Below are 21445 nucleotides of genomic sequence, written 5' to 3'. Positions count from 1 at the left end.
TACGTGGCGTCAGCTGAACGCTGCCTCCAAGGCAATTTCCACCATGTCGCCAAAGCTGCGCTCCCGCTGATCGGAGGGCAGGGCTTCGCCGGTGCCCAGATGGTCGGAGACCGTCAGCACCGCCAGCGCCCGGCAGCCGTGACGGGCCGCAAGCGTGTAGAGCTCTGCGGCTTCCATCTCAACGCCGAGGATGCCGTGGCGGACCATCTGCTCGTTCAGGTCCGGGCGTTCGTCATAAAACACGTCCGAGGAGTAAATGCCGCCGATATGGGTTGCGGAGCCGCGTTTGGCTGCCGCTGTTGCTGCCGCCTGCAGCAGGCCCCAGTCGGCGCAGGGGGCAAAGTTCAGCTCTCGGAAAATACCGCTGGAGGGGCTGTTCACGGTGCTGGCTGTCATCGCCAGGATCACATCGCGCAGCTTGACCTTCTCCTGCATGCCGCCGCAGGAGCCGATGCGGATCAGGGTTTTTGCGCCGTAATCGCGGATCAGCTCATTGGCGTAGATCGACAGCGAGGGCATGCCCATGCCGCTGCCCTGGATGGTGACACGATGGCCGTTCCAAGTGCCGGTATAGCCCAGCATCCCCCGCACTTCGTTGACCAGCTTGGCATCCTGTAAAAAGGTTTCAGCTGCCCATTTTGCCCGGTAGGGGTCGCCGGGCATCAGTACGGTTTCGGCAATATCGCCCGGTGCGGCGCCAATATGAATGGTCATGGCCTTGCTCCGCTGCCGCCTCAGATTTCCAGGTCGGAAATATCCATGCCGGCGGTCAGCGCGGCATGCACCCAATGCGGCTTCCGGCCCCGGCCGGTCCAGGTTTCTTCGGGATTGTTCGGGTTGCGGTATTTCGGGGCTGCCTTGGTCTTCTTGGCGCCCTGACGCGATGCATTGGCGATTTCATCCAGCGAAAAACCGTATTTGGCAGCGGCTTCTTCGGCGGCTTTCAGGGCTTCCTGACGCTCGCGCAGTTCTGCTTCCTGCAATGCTTTATCAACATCGCTTTGCAGCTGGAGAAGCTCTTTTCTGCTCATTGCCGAAAGATCGAAGGTCATTCTGAACTCCATTTATAAAATGACACACCGGAAATGCCGGTATGTCATTTCTTATGGACCGAATGCCAGACGCATTTCAGCATCTTTTTTAGCGGTTTGCAGAAAACTGCCCAAATAATATCAATTCACTGCAAGTTCCGGTGGTTTTGCCAGGTCGACAATATCGCTCATAATTGAATTCAGCTCAAAATCCTTGGGGGTGTAGACGCGTGCGACCCCCATTGACTTCAGCTTTTGCGCGTCCTCGTCCGGGATGATGCCGCCCACGACCACAGGAATATGAGCCAGCCCGGCGTCACGCATGCGCTGCATCATCTCCTCCACCAGCGGCAGGTGGCTGCCGGACAGGATCGACAGACCAACCACATGGGCGTCGTCCGTTTGCGCCGCCTCCACCAGTTCGGCGGGCGTCATGCGGATGCCGTCATAGGTGATGTCCATGCCGCAATCGCGGGCGCGGAAGGCGATCTGCTCGGCGCCGTTGGAGTGGCCGTCCAGCCCCGGCTTGCCGACCACGAATTTGATGCGGCGGCCCAAGACATCGCTGACGGCGTTGACCGCATCGCGCAGGTCGTCAAGGCCTTCGGTCTTGTTCGACACCGATGCTGATACGCCGGTCGGGCCGCGGTAGGTGCCGTGGACCTTGCGCATTTCTTCAGCCCATTCACCGGTGGTGACGCCGGCCTTGGCGGCAGCAATCGAGGGTTCCATGATATTCGCGCCGCTTTGCGCTGCGGCGCGCAGGGCGGCCAACGCCGACTGCACCGCGTCATTGTCACGCTCGCCGCGCCAGTCGTTCAGGCGGCTGATCTGTTCCTGCTCCACCGCCGGGTCGACCACCATGATGCCGCCGTCTTCGGTCTGCAGCGGCGAGGGTTCGCCCTCGGTCCACTTATTGACGCCGACCACCACGGTCTCGTTCTTTTCGATCCGGTTCAGCCGTTCGGCGTTGGAATCGACTAGGCGGCCCTTCATGTATTCGATGGAGGCGACGGCACCGCCCATCGATTCCAGGTTGGCCAGTTCGGCGCGGGCGCCGTCCTTCAGCTCCTCCACCTTGGCATCAACTGCAGGGTTGCCGTCAAACAGGTCGCCATATTCCAGAAGGTCGGTTTCATACGCCAGTATCTGCTGCATCCGCATCGACCACTGCTGGTCCCAGGGGCGGGGCAGGCCAAGTGCCTCGTTCCAGGCGGGCAGCTGCACCGCGCGGGCGCGGGCTTTCTTGGACAAAGTCACCGCCAGCATCTCGATCAGGATGCGGTAGACGTTGTTTTCCGGCTGCTGCTCTGTCAGCCCCAGCGAGTTCACCTGCACGCCATAGCGGAAGCGGCGGAACTTGGGGTCGGCGACGCCATAGCGTTTCTCGCAAATCTCGTCCCACAGGTCGACAAAGGCGCGCATCTTGCACATTTCAGTGACGAACCGGATGCCCGCATTCACAAAGAAGGAGATGCGGCCGACCATGGCCGGGAAGTCTTCCGGCGCGATGCGCGGTTTCAGCTCGTCCAGCACCGCCTGCGCGGTCGCCAGGGCAAAGGCCAGCTCCTGCTCCGGCGTCGCGCCGGCCTCCTGCAGGTGGTAGGAGCAGACGTTCATCGGGTTCCACTTGGGCACGTTGGTGTAGCAGTACTCCGCCACATCCGCGATCATCTTGAGGCTGGGCTTGGGCGGGCAGACATAGGTGCCGCGGCTGAGGTATTCCTTGATCAGGTCGTTCTGCACCGTGCCCTGCAGTTTCGACACATCAGCGCCTTGTTCCTCTGCCACCGCGATATACAGCGACAGCAGCCAGGGTGCGGTCGCATTGATGGTCATCGAGGTGTTCATCTGCTCCAGCGGGATCTGATCGAACAGCGCCCGCATATCGCCCAGGTGGCAGACAGGCACGCCAACCTTGCCCACTTCGCCGCGGGCCAGCACATGGTCGCTATCATAGCCGGTCTGGGTCGGCAGGTCGAAGGCGACGGACAGGCCGGTCTGCCCCTTCGCCAGGTTAGCGCGGTAAAGCGCATTGGATGCCGATGCCGTGGAATGGCCGGCATAGGTGCGGATCAGCCAGGGGCGGTCTTTTTGCATCTGCGGCATGTCGGGCCTCGCGAGTCAGTGTGGCGGTAATTTTATTTCGTCACGCAGATGTAAACTGCAATTTTCGACCCATGTCAATTCGCTGCGTTGCGGCAATTCCGCTTCTGCGGCGGGAAGCCCGGGTGGCTTGGTGCTTGTCAAGGCGGTTGCCATGCGCAACTGTTCTCTCATGACGCAAACCGTGGAACTGCCGCTGTGGCTCTTTGTGCTGATCGTGGGTTTTGCCGCGGTGACCTTTGCGTCGCATTTTCTGTTCCCCTCGGTGCGCTGGTTCTTCCGGCGGCGGCTGGAACGGGCAGTGGCACGGCTGAACAAACGGCTGGAACGCCCGATAGAGCCGTTCAAGCTGGCGCGGCGCCATGACATGATCCAGCGGCTGATCCATGATCCGCAGGTGGCGCAGGCGGCGGCGGACCATGCCGCGGCAGAAGGCATCCCGGATAACGTGGCGTTTGAGCAGGTGCGCCGCTACGCGCGTGAGATCGTGCCGGGGTTTTCCGCCTTTGCCTATTTCGGCCTGGCGATCCGGGCGGCGCGGTTTCTGTCCAATGCGGTCTACCGGGTGCGGCTGGGCCACCAGGACGAGGAAGCACTGCGCGCCATCGATCCCAATGCCACTGTGGTCTTTGTGATGAACCACCGGTCCAACATGGATTACGTGCTGGTCACCTACCTGGCTGCGGAACGCTCAGCCCTGTCTTACGCGGTAGGGGAGTGGGCGCGTGTTTGGCCGCTTAGCCGCCTGATCCGGGCGATGGGCGCTTACTTCATCCGGCGGCGTTCGCGCAACGACCTCTACCGCAAAGTGCTGGCAGCCTATGTGCGTCTGGCCACCCTCGGCGGGTCCACGCAGGCGATGTTCCCAGAGGGCGGCCTTAGCTTGGACGGCGCCCTGGCTGCGCCGCGGCTCGGGCTGCTGAAATACATTGTTGAGGGCTATGATCCGGACCGGCGTGATGTGGTCTTTGTGCCGGTGGCGCTGAATTACGACCGGGTGCTGGAAGACCGCATTCTGACCTCTGCTGCCAAGGCAGGCGATCGGCGGTTCAAGGCCCGGATCGGGCTGGTGGCGCTGCGGCTCTTGCGGCAGTTGTGGCTGTGGATGACCGGCCGCTACCGCCGGGCGGGCTATGCGGCGGTGAACTTTGGCCGGCCTCTCAGCCTCGCCGGGTTTGGCGCCGGGCGGCAGGGCGACATCACCAAGCCGCTGGCGCGGGAGCTGATGCAACGGATCAGTGCGATTGTCCCGGTGCTGCCGGTGCCGATGATTGCTGCTGTTCTATTGCGGCACGGTCCCCTCAGCCGCGCGGCAATCGAGCACCGGCTGGAAGATCTGATCGCGGCGGTACCGCTGGCGCATGTTCATCTCCCCAAGGAAAACCTGTCTTATGCGGCTGGCATGGCGCTGAATATTTTGCAGAGGCGGGGCCTGATCATCGAAACCGGGGGACAGATTGCGCCCGCAGCAGACCGCCAGGATTTGCTGGCGTTTTACGCCAATTCGATCCGTCATCTGCTGCCGGAGGACAGTGATCTGCCTGGTGGAAGCAGTGATTTTTCTGCACCTGCTAAAGACAATGCTGCATCCGCTGGGTCATAAAATTACCCAAACGCCGCAAAAGTGGTTGCAATATTACTTTCCCGATCCTATCCATCAGGTAACCGCTGCGATTCTGCACCGCGGCAAAGAACAGGATGCAAAGGAGGCCATCATGGCATTGGATACCCAGACTGACGTCATGTCGTACGAGGCGCCCGAGAAAGATCTCTATGAGCTGGGGGAAATTCCTCCGATGGGCTTTGTGCCCAAGAAGATGTACGCATGGGCCATCCGCAAGGAGCGCCACGGCGAGCCGAACACCGCGATGCAGCAGGAAGTGGTCGATGTGCCGGAGCTGGACAGCAACGAGGTGCTGGTCCTGGTGATGGCGGCGGGCGTCAACTACAATGGCGTCTGGGCTTCGCTGGGCAAGCCGATCTCGCCGTTTGACGGCCACAAGGCGCCTTATCACATTGCCGGCTCCGATGCCTCGGGCATCGTTTGGGCGGTGGGCTCCAAGGTCACCCGCTGGAAGGTCGGCGACGAGGTGGTCATCCACTGCAACCAGGACGATGGCGACGACGAGGAATGCAACGGCGGCGACCCGATGTACTCCCCCAGCCAGCGCATCTGGGGCTACGAGACCCCGGACGGCTCCTTTGCCCAGTTCACCAACGTGCAGGCCCAGCAGCTGATGCCGCGCCCCAAGCACCTGACCTGGGAAGAAAGCGCCTGCTACACGCTGACGCTGGCCACTGCCTACCGGATGCTGTTCGGCCACGAGCCGCACGACCTGAAGCCGGGTCAGAACGTGCTGGTCTGGGGCGCCTCGGGCGGCCTCGGCTCTTATGCGATCCAGCTGATCAATACCGCCGGCGCCAATGCCATCGGTGTGATCTCCGACGAAAGCAAGCGCGACTTTGTCATGGGCCTCGGCGCCAAGGGCGTGCTGAACCGCAAGGACTTTAACTGCTGGGGTCAGCTGCCCACGGTCAACACCCCGGAATATGCCGAGTGGTTCAAGGAGGCCCGCAAGTTCGGCAAGGCGATCTGGGATATCACCGGCAAGGGCAACAACGTCGACATGGTGTTCGAGCATCCGGGCGAAAGCACTTTCCCCGTCTCCACCTTCGTGGTGAAGAAGGGCGGCATGGTTGTGATCTGCGCCGGCACCACCGGCTATAACCTGACCTTCGACGTGCGCTACATGTGGATGCACCAGAAGCGCCTGCAGGGCTCGCACTTTGCCCACCTCAAGCAGGCCGCGGCTGCCAACAAGCTGATGGTTGAGCGCCGCCTGGACCCCTGCATGTCCGAGGTGTTCACCTGGGCCGACCTGCCCGAAGCGCACATGAAGATGCTGCGCAACGAGCACCTGCCTGGCAACATGTCAGTGCTGGTGCAGGCACCGAAGACCGGCCTGCGCACCCTGCAGGATGTGCTCGACGCCTGAGGGCGGACCGGCTCAGCCGGCTGAAATGAAACAGTGGTCCCGCGAATCGCTCCGGCTATTCGCGGGAAATTTTATTTATAAATTTATCTATTTCAGCGGCTTAGTTGCAGCGTACTCGCTATTTTGGGGGAGGGGTGCTGCCGGCTGCAGATTAAAGGCGTCATTTCCGTCATTTACGCAAGTTATTGCGCCTTTCGGGCAGGCGTGGATCCGTTTTTTGACCTGAAAGTCAAAAGCTTCCATTGACCTCGGGGAAGCAGGCGCTGCAAAAACCCTGCAAATATGTCATGCATGAAGCTACAGGTATTGCAGATATCCGAACCAAGGCAGCGAACAACGGCGGCAAGCGACCCATGGCAGGCAAAGCAGAACTGGACCGTATCCTGGAGGCGCTGGACGCCACAGATACCCTGGATGGTCTCCAGCAGATCATTGATCAGGTCTGCACCGTCTTCGGTGTCGACCATGCCATGTACCATTGGGTCGACAGCGCCGGCGACCACTACTACTTCGGCACCTATCCGCAGACTTGGGTCGAGCGGTATCAGGAAAAGGCCTATGTCCGCGTCGATCCGGTCGTCGCAGGCTGCTACCAGCGCTTTCACCCGGTGGACTGGAAGCGGCTGGACTGGTCGCCGAAACCGGCGCGCGAGTTTCTGAAAGACGCGCTGGAGCACGGGGTCGGCAATCAGGGCTACTCAATTCCGATCCGGGGCCCCAACGGGCAATTCGCGGTGTTCACCGTAAGCCACAACTGCGATGACGAGGCCTGGGAAAGGCTGACTGAGCGCTACAGCCGTGACATGATCCTGATGGCGCATTACTTCAATCGTAAAGCGCTGGAGTTCGAACCTGAGCGTACCCCGGAACAGGCCCAGCCTCTGTCGCCCAGGGAAGTGGACGCGCTGACCTTTCTGGCGATCGGATACAGCCGTGCGCAGGTGGCAAAGACCCTGTCGATCTCCGAGCACACGCTGCGCGTCTACATCGAAAGCGCCCGGTTCAAGCTGGGCGCAATCAATACCACCCATGCAATTGCCCGGGCGATGTCGCTCGGTTTGATTGTGATTTAACGGTAGGGCGAAAAAGCTACCGCAAATACATTCTGAGATTGTGCCTGATAGCCGTACCCTGTCCTCACTGTTCAACCAGAAGGGGACTAAATCATGCTTCGTTATGTCTATGGCCGCGATCTTCACAACCACGCTTTTCTGGCGCATTCGATGTTCCGGGACCGGGCAGACCAGTTCAGGACCCGGCTGGGCTGGGAGGTGCAGGTTGACTGCAACGGTGAGGAGCGTGACCAGTATGACGCGCTGGACCCGCTTTATGTGATCTGGGAAATGCCTGATGGCAGCCATGGCGGCTCCATGCGGTTTCTGCCGACCACCGGCCCGGTGATGGTCAATGATGTGTTTCTGGACTTGGCAGGAGGGGTGCCGATTTGCAGCCCGCTGATCTGGGAATGCACCCGGTTCTGCCTGTCGCGCGAGGCGGGCCGCAACGTGGCAGGCGCTCTGACCCTGGGCGGGGTGGAGATCATGCGCAACTTCTCGGTGGCGCATTTCGCCGGTGTCTTTGACCGCCGCATGGTGCGGATTTACCGCAGCCTGGGCTTCAGCCCGGAGGTGATCGGCACCCAGGGAGAGGGGCGGGAGCGCATCTGCCTGGGGCTTTGGGAATACGCGCCTGAGGTCTACCTGAACGTGGCCGCCAAGGCAGGCATCGCGCCGGAGCTTTCGCAGCTCTGGTTCGATCGTTCGTTCGGCGGAGCGCGGGCGGCTGAGCCCTTGGCGCTTACCGCCTGACAGATACGATCTCCGGGGCCGGAGCCTCTGGCGGACCCGGCCCCGCGGCTGTAGGGTCGCGCCATGACAGCTCTGCCCGTACAGTTTTCCGATGACCAGGCCACTGCTTATGACAGCGTGACCGAACTCCTGCGCCAGGCGGGGGTGGACCTTGACGACGGGCTGTTGCACCCGCCCCGCGGCGACGCCGGGGTGATGGCGGTGATCGGCAAGGCAGGATCGGGCAAGACCCTGCTTCTGGCAGAGCTTTACAAGGCGCTGGAGCAGTCGGGGGTCGAGGTGGTCTCCGGCGACTACGAAAGCCGCAAGAAAGGCGACGACCGCCGCACTCTGGCCATCCTGGCGCCAACCAACAAGGCCGCCAGCGTGCTGCGCCTGCGCGGGGTGCCGGCCACCACCATCCACCGAATTCTCTATACTCCGGTCTATGATCCGGAGTTCGAGAAGATCGCCGAATGGCTGGCGGGGCAGGGCGAACAGCCCGAGATCGAGGGGCTGACCGAGGAGGCGCTGGCCCGCGCGGCGGCCTTTTACGAGAAAAACAAATCCATTCCCGGCGCACTGGCCGCCGCGGGTTTGCGCGGCTCAGACTTCATCACCGGCTGGAAACGGCGCGAGGAGCCGCTGGATATCGGCTTTGTCGATGAAGCCTCGATGCTCGACGACCGCCAGTTCGAAGACCTGAAGGAGATTTTCCCGAACCTGATCCTGTTCGGCGATCCGGCCCAGCTGGCGCCGGTGAACCAGTCGGGGTCAATGGTGTTTGATGCGCTGCCGGAGCCGCGCCGGCTGATCCTGAACCGCATCCACCGGCAGGAGGCCGGCAACCCGATCCTGGATCTGGCACATGCGCTGGCCGACCCGCAGCTGGGGTTCGAGGATTTCGAGCGGATGATCGAGGACACGGCGCGCCGCGATGAGCGTGTGGTCTGGGGCCAGCGGGTAGAGGTCGATCTGATGGCGCGCTCGCCGGTGCTGGTCTGGCGCAACAACACCCGCATCCGGCTGATCAACGCCTTCCGCACCGTCTATGGTGCGCCGGAGGATCAGCTGATCGCCGGCGAGCCGCTGATCTGCGACGGTATCGAACTGCCCATGAAACACCGCAAGAAGCGGCTGGACCTGGAGGCCCGCGGGCTGATCAAGGGCGCGCAGGTGATCTACCTCGGGGCAGGCCGCAAGCCCGGGTTTTCACGCCTGCATGTGATGGGCGCAGAGGACCCGCAGGTCTCTGCCGCCTCAATCGTGAAAATTGAGAAACCGGACGAGGAAGAGCCCTTCATTCCCTTTGCCGCGCGCATGGGGGCCACGTTCCTGCACGGCGCGGCGGTGACCATCCACAAGGCGCAAGGCTCGCAATGGGATACCACCCAGGTCTTTGCACCCGACATCTATGCTGCCGCCCGCATGGGCCGGGTGGAGGCGGGACAGCCCTTGTGGAAGCGGCTGGCCTATGTGGCAATTACCCGGGCGCAGGAGCGGCTGATCTGGGTGGTCAGAAACCGCCTGGCCAAACCCTCCGGCCCGCTGCAGGTGGATGACCTCAGGGCGGTGCCGGCCGCGGCGCTGACGCTGGAAGCACAGGAGGAGACCCCGGCATGAGCAAATCAATCCTGATCACCGGCGCCAGCTCCGGAATCGGCCGGGCTGTTGCAGAACTATTCCTGGCCGAGGGCTGGCAGGTCGGCCTGACAGCACGCCGGGCAGAGAAGCTGGAAGACGTGGCGATGGGCCACACGAACGCTCATGTCCTGCCCGCCGATGTAACTGATCCCGCGGCGGTCAATCATGCGCTGAACAGCTTTGCCTTGGCTGCGGGACGGCTGGACGTTCTGTTCAACAATGCGGGCATCTTCACCCCGCCGGGCACCATCGACGAGATCCCGCTGGAGGACTGGTTCGCCTCTGTGAACGTGAACCTCACCGGCATGTATCTGACTGCCCGCGCTGCCTTCCGCCAGATGCGCCACCAGGCGCCGCAGGGCGGGCGGATCATCAATAACGGCTCCATCGCCGCATATGTGCCGCGGCCCCATTCGGCGCCTTATGCGGCGACCAAGGCGGCGATTACCGGCCTCACCAAAAGCCTGTCGCTGGATGGCCGCCCCTTTGATATCGCCTGCGGCCAGATCGACATCGGCAATACCCGCACCCCGATGGTTGAGGACCTGAGCCAGCGCCACGCCGATGCCAATCCGGGTGCTGAGCTGATGCATACATTTGCGGTGGAGGATGCGGCGGCATCCGTGCTGCACATGGCCAATCTGCCGCTGGAGGCCAATGTTCAGTTCATGACTGTGATGGCGACCAAGATGCCCTATATCGGCCGCGGCTGAGCGCTCCCGCCCGTCGCTGGTGCATCCAGGATGCACCGCTCCCGTTGCGCGTGGCGCTGCGCTGGCGCGCAGCGCGCCTCTTTACCGGTTCCTGAGCAGGCTGAATGCAGCCGAGGCGCCCCAGCCGGCCGCAATCGCAATCGCCAGCGACATCAGGCCATAAAGAAACGGCTGCTCGCGCGACAGCGAGAACAGGAACCGCTCCAGCCCCACCTTACGCACGTCGATGGTGGTCTCGTAACTCGAAACCACCTCGCCGCCGCGGGTCAGGAAGATACGGGTCTGGTAGTCGCCTTCGGTCAAGTCTGCGGGCATCTCGATCGCGGTGCGAAACAAGGTTTGCTGATCGACCGCAACGGTGTTTTCACGCAGGGAGTAGAGCCCGTTCCTTTCGCGGATCCGCATTACCGCATCGGCAAAGGCCTGGGCGCCGCGGATGTGCATGGCAGCACCCACCGAGCGGATCGCGCGCCGGATCGACACCCGGTAGCGCAGGTCTTCGGTGTCGTTCAGCACCTGGGCAAATGGAGCGCTGGTGGCAACCGCGTAGAACGCAGGAGCCGAGTCGACCAGAACGCTGTCGACGTTGACCCAGATGCCCAGCTTTTTCTCCTTGCGCCGCACCATCACGGAGGGCGCCGGGCCGGAAACTGCGACAATGACCTCCAGCGGCTCGTCGGTGGGGATCGGAGCCTCGCGCTTGACCGCGCCGAAGATCAGGATTTCAGAGCCATCAAAGGTGGCGGTGATCGCCACCCGGTCCTGGCTGAGGCCCAGAACGACCTCTTCCTTGGCGGCCTGGGCTGCGGATTGGGGCAGCAACGCCAGCGCGGCGGCTGTAAGTGCTGAGAGCAGAAGTTTGCGCATATCAGTGGCCTCCTGCGTCGCCGAGCGAGAACAGCTCAGCCGGTTGCAGCAAGAGGTCGAGGCCCAATTTCGCGCAGACGGCGATGACCATAAGCGCCAGCAGGATGCGCAGCTGTTCGGCCTTGAGGTAGACCCCGATACGGGTGCCGATCTGGGCGCCGATCACGCCGCCGACCAGCAGCAGAACCGCCAGAACGATGTCCACGGTGTAGTTGGTGGTGGCATGCAGCATGGTGGTGAAACCGGTGACCAGGATGATCTGGAACAGCGAGGTGCCGACAACCACCTTGGTCGGCATGCCGAGGATATAAATCATCGCAGGCACCATGATGAAACCGCCGCCGACACCCATGATCGCAGCCAGGATACCAACGCAGACGCCAACCAGAACGGGCGGGATCACCGAGATGTAGAGGCCGGAGGTGCGGAACCGCATCTTGAACGGCAGCGCATGTACCCAGCCGCGCTGGCGGCGCGGGGCAGGGGCAGCGCCGCCTGCTTTCTTGGACTTGCGGATCGCATTCAGGCTTTCGATGAACATCAGCCCGCCGACCACGCCCAGGAAGACGACGTAGCAAAGCTTGACCAGCAGGTCGACCTGGCCGAGCGCCTTGAGGTAGTTGAACACCACAACCCCCAGGGCCGCGCCCATCAGACCGCCGGCCTGCAGCACCAGCCCCATCTTGATATCGACCGTCCGCCTTCGGAAATGCGCCAGCACGCCGGAGAAGGAGGAGGCGACAATCTGGTTCGCCTCTGTCGCCACCGCCACCGCAGGCGGGATGCCGATGAAAAACAAAAGCGGCGTCATCAGGAAGCCGCCGCCAACTCCGAACATGCCCGAGAGAACCCCGACCATTCCCCCAAGGCCCAGGAGAAGGAAGGCATTGACCGAGACCTCAGCTATGGGAAGGTATATCTGCATGTTCTTTGTTAGACCGCAGTCATATCAAAAATCAATGATCTATGCCGCTCTGCAGCGTGCAGGACTGATTTGCCGTTGCAAACTGGACTTATTGCTGCCGATCCTGCGGGTCACGGCAAGTTAAGTACGGTCAGGGAAAACAGGTCGGCGGGTTCCAGCAGCAGCTCAAAGCCGATCTTGATTGAGACTGACAGCACCAGCAGCGCCAGCAGCACCCGCAGCTGTTCCGCCTTCAGCTTGGCGCCGATCACGGTGCCAAGCTGGGCGCCCGCAACGCCGCCGATCAGCAGGAACAGCGCCAGCACCACGTCTACGGTGTAATTGGTGGTGGCGTGCATCACCGTGGTGAACCCGGCGACAAAGATGATCTGGAACAGCGAGGTGCCGATCACGACCTTGGTCGGCATGCCGAGGATGTAGATCATCGCAGGCACCATGATGAAGCCGCCGCCGACGCCCATGATTGCCGACAGGATGCCGACGCCAAAGCCGACCAGCGCGGGCGGGATCACGGAGATATAGAGACCAGAGGCTTTGAACCGCATCTTGTAGGGCAGGGCATGCACCCAGGACCGCTGGCGCCGTTTGTAGGCGGGGGCGCCGCCAGCCTGGCGGGCCCTGCGGATTGCATTGACGCTTTCGATAAACATCAGCGCGCCGATCACGCCGAGGAACAGCACATAGCACAGCTGCACCGCCAGATCGACCTGGCCCAGCTTCTTGAGCCAGTTGAAAACGGCCATTCCCAGGGCAGCCCCCATGAGGCCGCCGCCCAGCAGTACATAGCCCATCTTCAGATCCACGGTGCGGCGCCGGAAATGCGCCATCAGGCCAGATACGGAAGAGGCCACCACCTGATTGGCGGAGGTGGCCACTGCAACCCCCGGCGGGATGCCGATCAGGAACAAGAGCGGCGTAATCAGGAAGCCGCCGCCGACCCCGAACATGCCCGAGAGAACCCCGACAGCGCCGCCAATGCCCAAGAGCAGCAGAAAGTTGACCGAAACCTCGGCGATGGGGAGGAAGATGTGCATGAGGTCTTACAGCAACTGCGGTGCGCGTGGTCAACCGGCCGGGCGGCACTGCGGCAGACAGGACCGACAGCGGAGCATGATCTGGACTTAAAGGCGGAGGCTCCCCCGCCTGCAGGTGATGGGCGGAGCCCTTCGCCTCGGCAGCCTTGGGCCGGGCGCCGCTCTGCGAGCGGCGCGAAGGGGTTCTGCTGAGAAGCCGCTGAGGGGCAGGACTGCCCTTCAGTGGCCTGGTCGAGTGTGTTTGCGTCTTTGCCGCGTCAAGGGTGAACGGCGCCTCCGCGCCGCCGCTGCGAGGCCCCTGACCCGGAAAAGACCAAGGAGGGAAAAAAGAAAGGCCCGGCACTTTGGCCGGGCGTTTCGTTGGTTCTGGAATGGCGTTTAGCGTTCCTTGACGTAGGGCTCGCCGCCGGCGCGGGGCGGGATCGCCTTGCCGACGAAACCGGCCAGGATCACCACCGTCAGCACGTAGGGAAGCGCGTCCATTGCCTGCACCGGGATGGTGATGCCGCCCAGCTCAATGTTCTGGAACCGCAGCGCAATCGCCTGCAAGAGGCCAAACAGCAGGCAGGCACCCATGGCATGCCAGGGCCGCCACTTGGCAAAGATCAGCGCGGCCAGCGCGATGAAGCCGCGGCCCGCGGTCATGTCCTTGACGAACCCCGCCTGCAGCGCGGTGGCCAGATAGGCGCCGGCAATGCCGCACAGCAGGCCGCAGATCAGCACCGCCGCATAGCGCAAGCCGACAACCGAAACGCCGGCGGTATCCACTGCGGCCGGGTTTTCCCCCACAGCACGCAGGCGCAGGCCAAAGCGGGTGCGGAACAGCACCCACCAGGTCGCAGGCACCGCTAGGAAGGCAATGTAGACCAGGATCGAATGGCCAGAGAGCAGCTCAGCATAGATAGGACCGAGCACCGGCACGCCAGAGAGGCTTTCGGCAAAGGGGAGGTTGATCGGGGTGAACCGCCCGCCGCCGATCAGCGACGGTGTGCGGCCGCCTTGCTGAAACCAGTCCTGGGCAATCAGCACCGTCATGCCAGCGGCCAGGAAATTGATCGCCACGCCGGAGATCAGCTGGTTGCCGCGGAAGGTGATCGAGGCCACCCCGTGCAGCCCCGCCAGCACCAGCGAGGAGCCGATGCCGGCCAGCAGCCCCAGCCAGACATTGCCGGTGACGGCGGCGACGGCGGCAGAGAAGAAGGCGGCCATCAGCATCTTGCCCTCAAGGCCGATGTCGAAGATGCCCGCGCGCTCGGAGAACAGGCCCGCCAGGCAGGCCAGAAGCAGCGGCGTGGCCAGGCGGACAGTGGAGTCCAGCAGCTGGATGATTGTCAGGAAATCCATCAGTTCTGCCCCTTCCGCATCGCCAGGAAGATCCGCTCAAGCGGCATCCGCACCATGTTGTCGAGCGCGCCGGTGAACAGGATCACCAGGGCCTGGATCACCACGATCAGTTCCCTCGGGATCGAGGTCCACAGCGCCAGCTCGGCGCCGCCCTGGTAGAGGAAGCCAAAGAGGATTGCCGCCAGGAACACGCCGAACGGATGGTTGCGCCCCATTAGCGCCACCGCGATGCCGATGAAGCCGGCGCCTTCGGTGGCGTTCAGCACCAGCCGTTCTGCCTCTCCCATCACGTTGTTCACGGCCATCATGCCGGCCAGCGCGCCGGAGATCAGCATGGCGATCATGATGGTGCGGACAGAGGAGATGCCGGCATAGCGCGCGCCGGGCTCCGATTTGCCGAGGGAGCGGATTTCATAGCCCAGCGGCGTGCGCCAGATCAGCAGCCAGACAAACAGGCAGGCGCCGACGGCCACCAGCAGGCTGACATTGGCCGGAGCGGATTTCGAAAACTCGATCCCGATCGGCGCCAGCAGCTCATGCAAAGACGGCAGATGCACCGCCTCGGGGAAGCGTTCGGTGGCCGGATCCATCGAGCCTTCGGGACGCAGCAGGTTCACCAGCACATAGTTCAACACCGCTGCAGCGATGAAGTTGAACATAATGGTGGTGATCACGATATGGCTGCCGCGCTTGGCCTGCAGATAGGCGGGGATTGCGGCCCAGGCGGCACCGAAAAGGCCCGCACCAAAGGCGGCAAAGACCAAGGCCAGCGTCCAGTGCGGCCAGGGGATCAGCAGGCAGACCAGCGCCACGCCAAGCCCGCCCAGCATCGCCTGGCCCTCGCCGCCGATGTTGAACAGGCCCGCGTGGGCGGCAATCGCCACCGCAAGGCCGGTGAACATGAAATTGGTGGCGTAGTAGAGCGTGTAGCCCCAGCCATAGGATGAGCCTAGAGCGCCATCGACCATCAGCTTGACCGCGGCGACCGGGTCTTCGCCGATCCCGAGGATCACCAGGGCCGACAGGACTGCGGCCAGCAAAAGGCTGATCAGCGGGATCAGGACCACATCGGCCCATTTCGGCATCTTGTCCATTTACGCGGCCTCCCCCGCGACACCGGCCATCATCAGGCCGAGTTCTTTCTCATCGGTTTGGTCCGCCGGGCGTTCGCCCATGATCATGCCGTCAAACATCACAGCAACCCGGTCCGCGAGCGACAGGATCTCCTCCAGCTCGACCGAGACCAGCAGGATCGCCTTGCCCTGGTCGCGCAACTCGACGATCTGCTTGTGAATGAATTCAATGGCGCCGATGTCGACGCCGCGGGTCGGCTGGCCGACCAGCAACAGGTCGGGGTTGCGCTCTATCTCGCGCGCCACGACGATTTTCTGCTGGTTGCCGCCGGAGAAGTTCTTGGCCGCCAGCCAGGGATCGGGCGGGCGCACGTCGAATTTCTCCATCTTGGCCTCAGTATCGGCGCGCAGGGCTGCGTTGTTCATCAGCACGCCATTTTTGTAGGCCGGGTCCCGGTGGTAGCCGAATGCGACGTTTTCCCAGGCGTGGAAGTCCATGATCAGGCCTTCGCGCTGGCGGTCCTCCGGCACATGGCCGATATGGGCATCGCGCCGCGCGGCGGCATCCGAGCCTTGGCCGTGCAGAGGCAGGGGCGTGCCATGCAGCTTGATGCTCCCGGTGCCGGGGCGCATACCGCCCAGCACTTCCAACAACTCCGACTGGCCGTTGCCCGCGACGCCGGCGATGCCGACGATCTCGCCTGCGCGCACTGTGAGGTCGATGCCCTTGACGCGCTCGACGCCGACGCTGTCCACCACCCGCAGGTTCTCGATCTCCAGGATCGGGGCGCCGGGCTGGGCCGGAACCTTGTCGACGCGCAGCAGAACCTTGCGGCCGACCATCAGCTCGGCCAGATGCTCGGGGCTGGTCTCAGCCGTCTTGACGGTGGCGGTCATCTGACCGCGGCGCATGACGGAGACCGTGTCGGTGTACTCCATGATCTCCCGCAGCTTGTGGGTGATCAGGATGATGGTCTTCCCTTCGGCGCGCAGCCGGTCGAGGATGCGGAACAGCTGGTCAGCCTCGGAGGGCGTCAGAACGCCGGTCGGTTCATCCAGAATCAGGATTTCCGCCTTGCGGTAAAGCGCCTTGAGGATTTCCACCCGCTGCTGCATGCCAACGCCGATCTCGTCGATGCGGGCGTCGGGGTCCACGAACAGCTCGTATTCCTCTTCCAGCGCCTTCAGCTCCTTGCGGGCGCGGCGCAGCGAGGGCATTAGCATGCCGCTGTCCTCAGCCCCCAGCACGATGTTTTCCAGCACGGTGAAATTCTCCACCAGTTTAAAGTGCTGGAACACCATGCCGATGCCTGCGGCAATGGCTGCCTGGCTGTCCGGGATCGCGGTGCGTTTGCCCTTGATCCAGACTTCGCCTTTGTCGGCCTTGTAGAAGCCATAGAGGATCGACATCAGCGTCGATTTGCCCGCACCGTTTTCACCGATGATGCCGTGAATGGTGCCGGGGGCAACGCTGATGGAAATGTCCTTGTTTGCCTGGACCGGGCCAAAGGCTTTGGAAATGCCTTTGAGTTCGATGGCGGGGGCGGTCAATCGGGCTCTCCCATGCCTGTAAATCCGATCAGCCGTACCACCTTGCCGTCCTTCAGATCGGCAAAATACTGTCCGCGCACCATGCGCTGGCCGTCCTTCTCGAAATCCACCGTGGCGCGTGCGTGGCCGTGGTGTTCAGAGACGGCAACCACTTTGGCCGCGGCGCCCGGCATCATCGCGCTGAACTGCGCAATGTACTCCAGGTAAGCATCGCGGGTGGTTATGGGGGCAGGGGTGTTGGGATCGGAGTAATAGAATTCGGACCCGATGGCTGCGTCCGTCTTTTCGGCGCGGGCTTCGGGCGATGGGTCGCCCCAGGCTTCAAACAGAATATGAAGTGAATCCGTCATGGCCTAGGGCTTTCTTCTTAGAAGCTCAGCACAGGGCAGCTGTCGTCGGACATGTAGTCATGCACCTTGATCTCACCCGAGGCGATCTTGGCGGCAGCGTCGTCCACAGCGGCCTGCATCTCAGCCGAGACCAGCGACGCGTTGTGCTCATCCATGGCATAGCCGACACCGCCGTTGGCCAGACCCATGACAGAGAAGCCGGTTTCCATGTCGGCGCCATCGCTGAAGGCCTCAAACACGGCGTTGCCGACCTTCTTGGTCATCGAGGTCAGCACCTTGCCCGGGTGCAGGTGGTTCTGGTTGCTGTCCACACCAATCGACAGGATGCCTTCGTCGGCTGCGGTCTGCAGCACGCCCACACCGGTGCCGCCAGCCGCGGCATAGACCACGTCCGCGCCCTGGCTGATCTGTGCCTTGGTCAGTTCGGAACCCTTGACCGGGTCGTTCCAGGCCGCCGGGGTGGTGCCGGTCATGTTGGCGATTACGGTGGCATCCGGGTTAGCTGCCTTGACGCCTTCTGCATAGCCGCAGGCGAATTTGCGGATCAGCGGGATATCCATGCCGCCGATGAAGCCCACGGTGTTCGATTTGGACGCCATGGCCGCCATCATGCCTACGAGGTAGGAGCCTTCGTGTTCGTTAAAGACAACCGAGCGCACGTTGTCGCCTTCGACAACCATGTCGATGATGGTGAATTTGGTGTCCGGATAATCGGCAGCCACCTGGCCCAGGGCATCAGCAAAGGCGAAGCCGACCATCACGATCGGGTTGGCGCCGGCCTCAGCAAAGCGGCGCAGGGCCTGCTCACGCTGGGCTTCGGACTGCAGTTCGATCTCGCGGTAGCTTTCGCCGGTCTCTTCAGCCCAGCGCTGGGCACCGCCGTGTGCGGCCTCGTTGAAGCTCTTGTCGAACTTGCCGCCCAGATCAAAAATCAGGGCCGGTTCCGCCAGTGCGGCACCTGCGGTCAGGGCCAGCGTCGCGGCTGCGCCCATCAGCGGTTTCATCAGGGTCATCAGGTTAACTCCCACTGTCATTATTTGTTGGATGCAGCGGGGATTTTCCGCTGCCCGGCCCCGTTCAGGCCTTAGAGGGTGCGGCAATTTAGCCTGCAGGGCAGGGAGGGGGTCAACCGCTTTTTGACCATTTGGTGCGAAATCCGCGCAACTGGCCTAGGGTAAAGACTTTCTCATCAGGATTGCGTCCGCCGGATTGGTATCTTTGCGGCGGTAATATCCCGCCCGGCGCCCGCATGCCGCGAATCCGCAGACGCGGTACAGCGCCTTTGCGGGTGCGTTGTCTTCGGCCACTTCCAGAAACAGCTCTGCGGCGCCGCGGGCGCAGGCCAGTGATTCCCATTCCGCCATGCAGGCGCGGGCCAGCCCTTGCCGCTGATGGGCGGGATCGGTGGCGATGGTCAGCAGTTCAGCTTCATCCGCGATCACCCGCACCAGCGCGAAACAGCGGGCATCACCGGCGGCAAAGACCAGCGGACTGTCCAGAAGGGCAGCGAACTCCAGTGCAGACCACGGCCGCGACTGGGTGAAACCCGCGGCATGGGTGGCGGCCATCTGCGCCGGTGTCAGGGGATCACTCATCAATCAGCGCAGGCGGCACGTCGCTGGACGGCGCTGCATCGGCTGCACGCAGGTACAGCGGTGCAGGCGGCTCGGTCACGGTTTCAAACCGCGCAGCTGCGATGCGCGCAATCGCTTCGGCGATCCCTGCCGGGCTTGCCTCAGGCGCAAACGCCAGCCCGGCACCGCGGGCGGTGTCCTCGGCCTCCTGGCGCGGCATCAGACGCGGTGCCTCCCCGGGCAGGGCGGCATAAACCTGATTGCGCGGCCCGGGCACGGCGGGCAAGGTGCCCTCGGCGGCGCGGGCCTCAAACCCGTCCACGCCCACGGCTGGCACTTCCAGCCCCAGAGCCAGCCCGCGGGCGGCGGAGACCGCAATGCGGATGCCGGTGAAGTTGCCGGGACCGATGCCGACGCCGATGGCGTCAAGATCCTGCCATGCGGCACCGCCGTCAGCCAGCACCTCTTCCAGAAGCGGCATCAGCCGTTCGGCCTGGCCGCGGGTCATTTCCTCCAGCCGGGAGGCCAGCAGGGTCTCCCCGCGCAGCAAAGCGGCCGCGCAATGCGCGGCCGATGTGTCAAAACCCAGAACCAGCGGTTCGGAAGCCATCAGATGTCCTTTCGCGCGCGGTCAGACGGCAACCGGGCGCACCTCGGTGACTTCCGGGATGTAGTGGCGCAGCAGGTTCTCGATGCCCATCTTCAGGGTCAGGGTCGAGGATGGGCAGCCGGCGCAGGCACCCTGCATATGCAGATAGACCACGCCGCGGTCAAAGCCGTGGAAGGTGATGTCGCCGCCGTCCTGGGCCACTGCCGGGCGCACCCGGCTGTCCAGCAGTTCCTTGATCTGGTTGACGATCTCCGCGTCCTCGCCGGAATGCTCGGCATGGCCGGAGGCCGGGCTTTCAGAGCCGTCCGCCATCACCGGCTGGCCGGACTGGTAGTGTTCCATCACCGCGCCCAGGATAGCGGGCTTGATGTGGTCCCATTCTACCGCGTCGGCCTTGGTTACGGTCACGAAGTCGTTGCCGAAGAAAACGCCGGTCACGCCCTCAACCGCAAAGATGCGGGAGGCGAGCGGCGATTTGCCGGCAGCGTCTGCGTTGGGGAAGTCGGCGGTGCCGACCTCAAGAACGGTCTGGCCCGGCAGGAATTTCAGCGTCGCCGGGTTTGGCGTGGATTCAGTCTGAATGAACATGTCGGGTCTCCGTTAAGCGTGTCCCCGATATGCGCCTTGCGGCCCGCCAAGTCAAGATTTGGAACGATTCTAAATTGCGCCACCCGCGGCGTGCTCCAGCGCCTGCTCCAGCCGGTCATCACCCCAGAACAGTTCCGCCCCGCTGGTGAAGCTGGGCGCGCCGAAAATGCCCGCCGCAATGGCCTCATCGGTCTTCGTCCTGAGTGCCGATTTGATATCCGGCGCCTGTGCCCGCTGCATCAGACTGCGGTCAAGGCCCGCCGTGCTCAGGCAACGCTGCAAGACAGTTTCATCCGCGATATCTTTGCCCGCACCAAACTGCGCCTGGAACACCGCTTTGGTGAAGGCTTCTATACCGTTCTGACCTGTTGCCAGCGCCAGCCGCGCCGCAATCAGCCCGTTTTGAGGGAACACCGCCGGACGGCATAACGGCAACCCGCGGGCCGCGCAGATCCGTTCCATGTCGCGCCACATGTAGCGGCCCTTGGCTGGATAGATGTTGAAAGGCGAGGTGTCCCAGCCTTGAGCGGCAAAGATTGGCCCCAGCAGAAACGGCTTCCAGGTAACGGCAACGCCGCGGGCGGCAGCCAGTTCGCCGATGCGCATCACGCTGAGATAGGAGTAGGTGGAGGCGAATTCGAACCAGAATGTGATCCCGCCGGTCATCGCCTCTGCCGTCCCTTCTGGTCAAGTGATTGCTTCCAGCTTTTCCTTGCTAAGGTCGCCGGGCACGATGGTGATCGGCACCGGCAGGGCGCCGGAGTTCTTGGTGAGCTGGGTGACCAGCGGCCCGGGGCCCTTGCGGCCGGTGCCCGCACCCAGCACCAGAACGCCGATTTCCGGATCGCCCTCGATAAAGTCGAGGATTTCCGGCACCGGTTCGCCTTCGCGGATCACCAGTTCCGGGTCCACATTCTGGCGGTCGCGCATCCATTTGGCGAAAACTTCGAAATGAGCATGGATGCGCTCGCGCGCTTCCTCCCGCATCACTTCGCCGACGCCGATCCAGTGGTTGAACTCATCCGGGGGAATGACCGACAGGATGGTGACGCCCGCGCCGGTATGCGCCGCCCGCATGGCGGCAAAGCGCATGGCGTTCAGGCATTCGCGGCTGTCGTCCAGGACCACAAGGAATTTGCGCATCTTCGCTCTCTCGTTGTTGCACCGCGGATCATGGCGCATGCGGGGCGATCAGGCAATAGAGCCAAAGAGCCGTCAACGCTGCGTATTTCTGGCCATAGACTTTGCGCCG

Annotated in this window: 22 protein-coding genes; 6 read left to right on the top strand and 16 right to left on the bottom strand. The window is 63.1% G+C overall.

Annotation, left to right across the window (positions count from 1 at the left end; all coding sequences use genetic code 11):
• Nucleotides 1-9: 9 nt before the first annotated feature.
• The 3 genes from deoD to RA21_RS12160 all read right to left on the bottom strand — a co-directional run bounded on the left by deoD (nucleotide 10) and on the right by RA21_RS12160 (nucleotide 3140).
• Complete coding sequence (gene deoD, locus RA21_RS12170) at nucleotides 10-714, bottom strand: purine-nucleoside phosphorylase (protein WP_039149246.1); 705 nt, start codon at nucleotides 712-714, stop codon at nucleotides 10-12.
• A gap of 20 nt (nucleotides 715-734) precedes the next feature.
• Nucleotides 735-1052 (bottom strand): H-NS histone family protein, encoded by a 318-nt coding sequence (locus RA21_RS12165; RefSeq protein ID WP_019297050.1) that lies wholly within the window; start codon nucleotides 1050-1052, stop codon nucleotides 735-737.
• Nucleotides 1053-1172: 120 nt separating this feature from the next.
• Nucleotides 1173-3140, bottom strand: a complete 1968-nt coding sequence (locus RA21_RS12160) for a protein meaA (protein WP_019297049.1) — start codon at nucleotides 3138-3140, stop codon at nucleotides 1173-1175.
• A 169-nt stretch (nucleotides 3141-3309) separates the two neighbouring features.
• Here RA21_RS12160 and RA21_RS12155 point away from each other — a divergent pair, with 169 nt between their 5' ends.
• The 6 genes from RA21_RS12155 to RA21_RS12130 all read left to right on the top strand — a co-directional run bounded on the left by RA21_RS12155 (nucleotide 3310) and on the right by RA21_RS12130 (nucleotide 10277).
• Nucleotides 3310-4740 (top strand): 1-acyl-sn-glycerol-3-phosphate acyltransferase, encoded by a 1431-nt coding sequence (locus tag RA21_RS12155; RefSeq protein WP_039149657.1) that lies wholly within the window; start codon nucleotides 3310-3312, stop codon nucleotides 4738-4740.
• A gap of 112 nt (nucleotides 4741-4852) precedes the next feature.
• Entirely contained in the window at nucleotides 4853-6133 is a 1281-nt protein-coding gene (ccrA, locus tag RA21_RS12150) for a crotonyl-CoA carboxylase/reductase (protein WP_039149654.1), read from the top strand.
• Nucleotides 6134-6486: 353 nt separating this feature from the next.
• Nucleotides 6487-7206, top strand: coding sequence for a helix-turn-helix transcriptional regulator (locus RA21_RS12145; protein ID WP_029204893.1), 720 nt, complete (start codon nucleotides 6487-6489; stop codon nucleotides 7204-7206).
• Between the two features lie 93 nt (nucleotides 7207-7299).
• On the top strand, nucleotides 7300-7941 hold the full coding sequence (locus RA21_RS12140) for an acyl-homoserine-lactone synthase (protein ID WP_019297045.1): 642 nt from the start codon (nucleotides 7300-7302) through the stop codon (nucleotides 7939-7941).
• Nucleotides 7942-8004: 63 nt separating this feature from the next.
• Entirely contained in the window at nucleotides 8005-9543 is a 1539-nt protein-coding gene (locus RA21_RS12135; RefSeq protein ID WP_019297044.1) for an ATP-dependent DNA helicase, read from the top strand.
• Nucleotides 9540-10277, top strand: a complete 738-nt coding sequence (locus RA21_RS12130) for an SDR family oxidoreductase (protein WP_039149244.1) — start codon at nucleotides 9540-9542, stop codon at nucleotides 10275-10277. The genes RA21_RS12135 and RA21_RS12130 overlap by 4 nt, the downstream gene beginning before the upstream one ends.
• Before the next feature lie 81 nt (nucleotides 10278-10358).
• On the opposite strand, the gene RA21_RS12125 is transcribed toward RA21_RS12130, so the two are convergent.
• The 13 genes from RA21_RS12125 to RA21_RS12065 form a co-directional block, all read right to left on the bottom strand.
• Nucleotides 10359-11144: a TIGR02186 family protein gene (locus RA21_RS12125; protein WP_019297042.1), complete on the bottom strand. Its 786-nt coding sequence runs from the start codon at nucleotides 11142-11144 to the stop codon at nucleotides 10359-10361.
• A gap of 1 nt (nucleotide 11145) precedes the next feature.
• On the bottom strand, nucleotides 11146-12069 hold the full coding sequence (locus RA21_RS12120; RefSeq protein ID WP_019297041.1) for a sulfite exporter TauE/SafE family protein: 924 nt from the start codon (nucleotides 12067-12069) through the stop codon (nucleotides 11146-11148).
• 110 nt (nucleotides 12070-12179) lie between these two features.
• Nucleotides 12180-13103, bottom strand: coding sequence for a sulfite exporter TauE/SafE family protein (locus tag RA21_RS12115; RefSeq protein WP_019297040.1), 924 nt, complete (start codon nucleotides 13101-13103; stop codon nucleotides 12180-12182).
• A gap of 378 nt (nucleotides 13104-13481) precedes the next feature.
• Nucleotides 13482-14447 (bottom strand): ABC transporter permease, encoded by a 966-nt coding sequence (locus RA21_RS12110; RefSeq protein WP_019297039.1) that lies wholly within the window; start codon nucleotides 14445-14447, stop codon nucleotides 13482-13484.
• A complete protein-coding gene (locus tag RA21_RS12105; protein ID WP_019297038.1) occupies nucleotides 14447-15541 on the bottom strand; it encodes an ABC transporter permease in 1095 nt (364 codons plus the stop codon). The genes RA21_RS12110 and RA21_RS12105 overlap by 1 nt, the downstream gene beginning before the upstream one ends.
• Entirely contained in the window at nucleotides 15542-17071 is a 1530-nt protein-coding gene (locus RA21_RS12100; protein WP_019297037.1) for an ABC transporter ATP-binding protein, read from the bottom strand.
• A complete protein-coding gene (locus RA21_RS12095) occupies nucleotides 17068-17421 on the bottom strand; it encodes a nuclear transport factor 2 family protein (protein WP_019297036.1) in 354 nt (117 codons plus the stop codon). Before RA21_RS12095 ends, RA21_RS12100 begins: the two co-directional genes overlap by 4 nt.
• Before the next feature lie 17 nt (nucleotides 17422-17438).
• Complete coding sequence (locus RA21_RS12090; RefSeq protein ID WP_039149240.1) at nucleotides 17439-18434, bottom strand: BMP family lipoprotein; 996 nt, start codon at nucleotides 18432-18434, stop codon at nucleotides 17439-17441.
• A 156-nt stretch (nucleotides 18435-18590) separates the two neighbouring features.
• Nucleotides 18591-19016, bottom strand: a complete 426-nt coding sequence (locus RA21_RS12085; protein ID WP_039149236.1) for a GNAT family N-acetyltransferase — start codon at nucleotides 19014-19016, stop codon at nucleotides 18591-18593.
• Nucleotides 19009-19605, bottom strand: a complete 597-nt coding sequence (gene tsaB, locus RA21_RS12080; protein WP_039149233.1) for a tRNA (adenosine(37)-N6)-threonylcarbamoyltransferase complex dimerization subunit type 1 TsaB — start codon at nucleotides 19603-19605, stop codon at nucleotides 19009-19011. The genes RA21_RS12085 and tsaB overlap by 8 nt, the downstream gene beginning before the upstream one ends.
• 21 nt (nucleotides 19606-19626) lie before the next feature.
• Entirely contained in the window at nucleotides 19627-20193 is a 567-nt protein-coding gene (locus tag RA21_RS12075) for a NifU family protein (RefSeq protein ID WP_019297032.1), read from the bottom strand.
• A 69-nt stretch (nucleotides 20194-20262) separates the two neighbouring features.
• A complete protein-coding gene (locus RA21_RS12070; RefSeq protein ID WP_039149229.1) occupies nucleotides 20263-20859 on the bottom strand; it encodes a 2-hydroxychromene-2-carboxylate isomerase in 597 nt (198 codons plus the stop codon).
• A 21-nt stretch (nucleotides 20860-20880) separates the two neighbouring features.
• Nucleotides 20881-21336, bottom strand: a complete 456-nt coding sequence (locus tag RA21_RS12065) for a universal stress protein (protein WP_019297030.1) — start codon at nucleotides 21334-21336, stop codon at nucleotides 20881-20883.
• Nucleotides 21337-21445 lie beyond the last annotated feature (109 nt).

This window comes from Leisingera sp. ANG-DT, assembly GCF_000813785.1.
Taxonomy (GTDB): domain Bacteria; phylum Pseudomonadota; class Alphaproteobacteria; order Rhodobacterales; family Rhodobacteraceae; genus Leisingera.
Note: the sequence above shows the minus strand (reverse complement) of the source record. Positions and strands in the feature narration are given on the sequence as shown.

What these genes read in the sequence shown, in the direction of transcription:
- deoD (WP_039149246.1), bottom strand. Translation starts at nt 714, where the DNA reads ATGACCATTCATATTGGCGCCGCACCGGGCGATATTGCCGAAACCGTA.
- RA21_RS12165 (WP_019297050.1), bottom strand. Translation starts at nt 1,052, where the DNA reads ATGACCTTCGATCTTTCGGCAATGAGCAGAAAAGAGCTTCTCCAGCTG.
- RA21_RS12160 (WP_019297049.1), bottom strand. Translation starts at nt 3,140, where the DNA reads ATGCCGCAGATGCAAAAAGACCGCCCCTGGCTGATCCGCACCTATGCC.
- RA21_RS12155 (WP_039149657.1), top strand. Translation starts at nt 3,310, where the DNA reads ATGACGCAAACCGTGGAACTGCCGCTGTGGCTCTTTGTGCTGATCGTG.
- ccrA (WP_039149654.1), top strand. Translation starts at nt 4,853, where the DNA reads ATGGCATTGGATACCCAGACTGACGTCATGTCGTACGAGGCGCCCGAG.
- RA21_RS12145 (WP_029204893.1), top strand. Translation starts at nt 6,487, where the DNA reads ATGGCAGGCAAAGCAGAACTGGACCGTATCCTGGAGGCGCTGGACGCC.
- RA21_RS12140 (WP_019297045.1), top strand. Translation starts at nt 7,300, where the DNA reads ATGCTTCGTTATGTCTATGGCCGCGATCTTCACAACCACGCTTTTCTG.
- RA21_RS12135 (WP_019297044.1), top strand. Translation starts at nt 8,005, where the DNA reads ATGACAGCTCTGCCCGTACAGTTTTCCGATGACCAGGCCACTGCTTAT.
- RA21_RS12130 (WP_039149244.1), top strand. Translation starts at nt 9,540, where the DNA reads ATGAGCAAATCAATCCTGATCACCGGCGCCAGCTCCGGAATCGGCCGG.
- RA21_RS12125 (WP_019297042.1), bottom strand. Translation starts at nt 11,144, where the DNA reads ATGCGCAAACTTCTGCTCTCAGCACTTACAGCCGCCGCGCTGGCGTTG.
- RA21_RS12120 (WP_019297041.1), bottom strand. Translation starts at nt 12,069, where the DNA reads ATGCAGATATACCTTCCCATAGCTGAGGTCTCGGTCAATGCCTTCCTT.
- RA21_RS12115 (WP_019297040.1), bottom strand. Translation starts at nt 13,103, where the DNA reads ATGCACATCTTCCTCCCCATCGCCGAGGTTTCGGTCAACTTTCTGCTG.
- RA21_RS12110 (WP_019297039.1), bottom strand. Translation starts at nt 14,447, where the DNA reads ATGGATTTCCTGACAATCATCCAGCTGCTGGACTCCACTGTCCGCCTG.
- RA21_RS12105 (WP_019297038.1), bottom strand. Translation starts at nt 15,541, where the DNA reads ATGGACAAGATGCCGAAATGGGCCGATGTGGTCCTGATCCCGCTGATC.
- RA21_RS12095 (WP_019297036.1), bottom strand. Translation starts at nt 17,421, where the DNA reads ATGACGGATTCACTTCATATTCTGTTTGAAGCCTGGGGCGACCCATCG.
- RA21_RS12090 (WP_039149240.1), bottom strand. Translation starts at nt 18,434, where the DNA reads ATGACCCTGATGAAACCGCTGATGGGCGCAGCCGCGACGCTGGCCCTG.
- RA21_RS12085 (WP_039149236.1), bottom strand. Translation starts at nt 19,016, where the DNA reads ATGAGTGATCCCCTGACACCGGCGCAGATGGCCGCCACCCATGCCGCG.
- tsaB (WP_039149233.1), bottom strand. Translation starts at nt 19,605, where the DNA reads ATGGCTTCCGAACCGCTGGTTCTGGGTTTTGACACATCGGCCGCGCAT.
- RA21_RS12075 (WP_019297032.1), bottom strand. Translation starts at nt 20,193, where the DNA reads ATGTTCATTCAGACTGAATCCACGCCAAACCCGGCGACGCTGAAATTC.
- RA21_RS12070 (WP_039149229.1), bottom strand. Translation starts at nt 20,859, where the DNA reads ATGACCGGCGGGATCACATTCTGGTTCGAATTCGCCTCCACCTACTCC.
- RA21_RS12065 (WP_019297030.1), bottom strand. Translation starts at nt 21,336, where the DNA reads ATGCGCAAATTCCTTGTGGTCCTGGACGACAGCCGCGAATGCCTGAAC.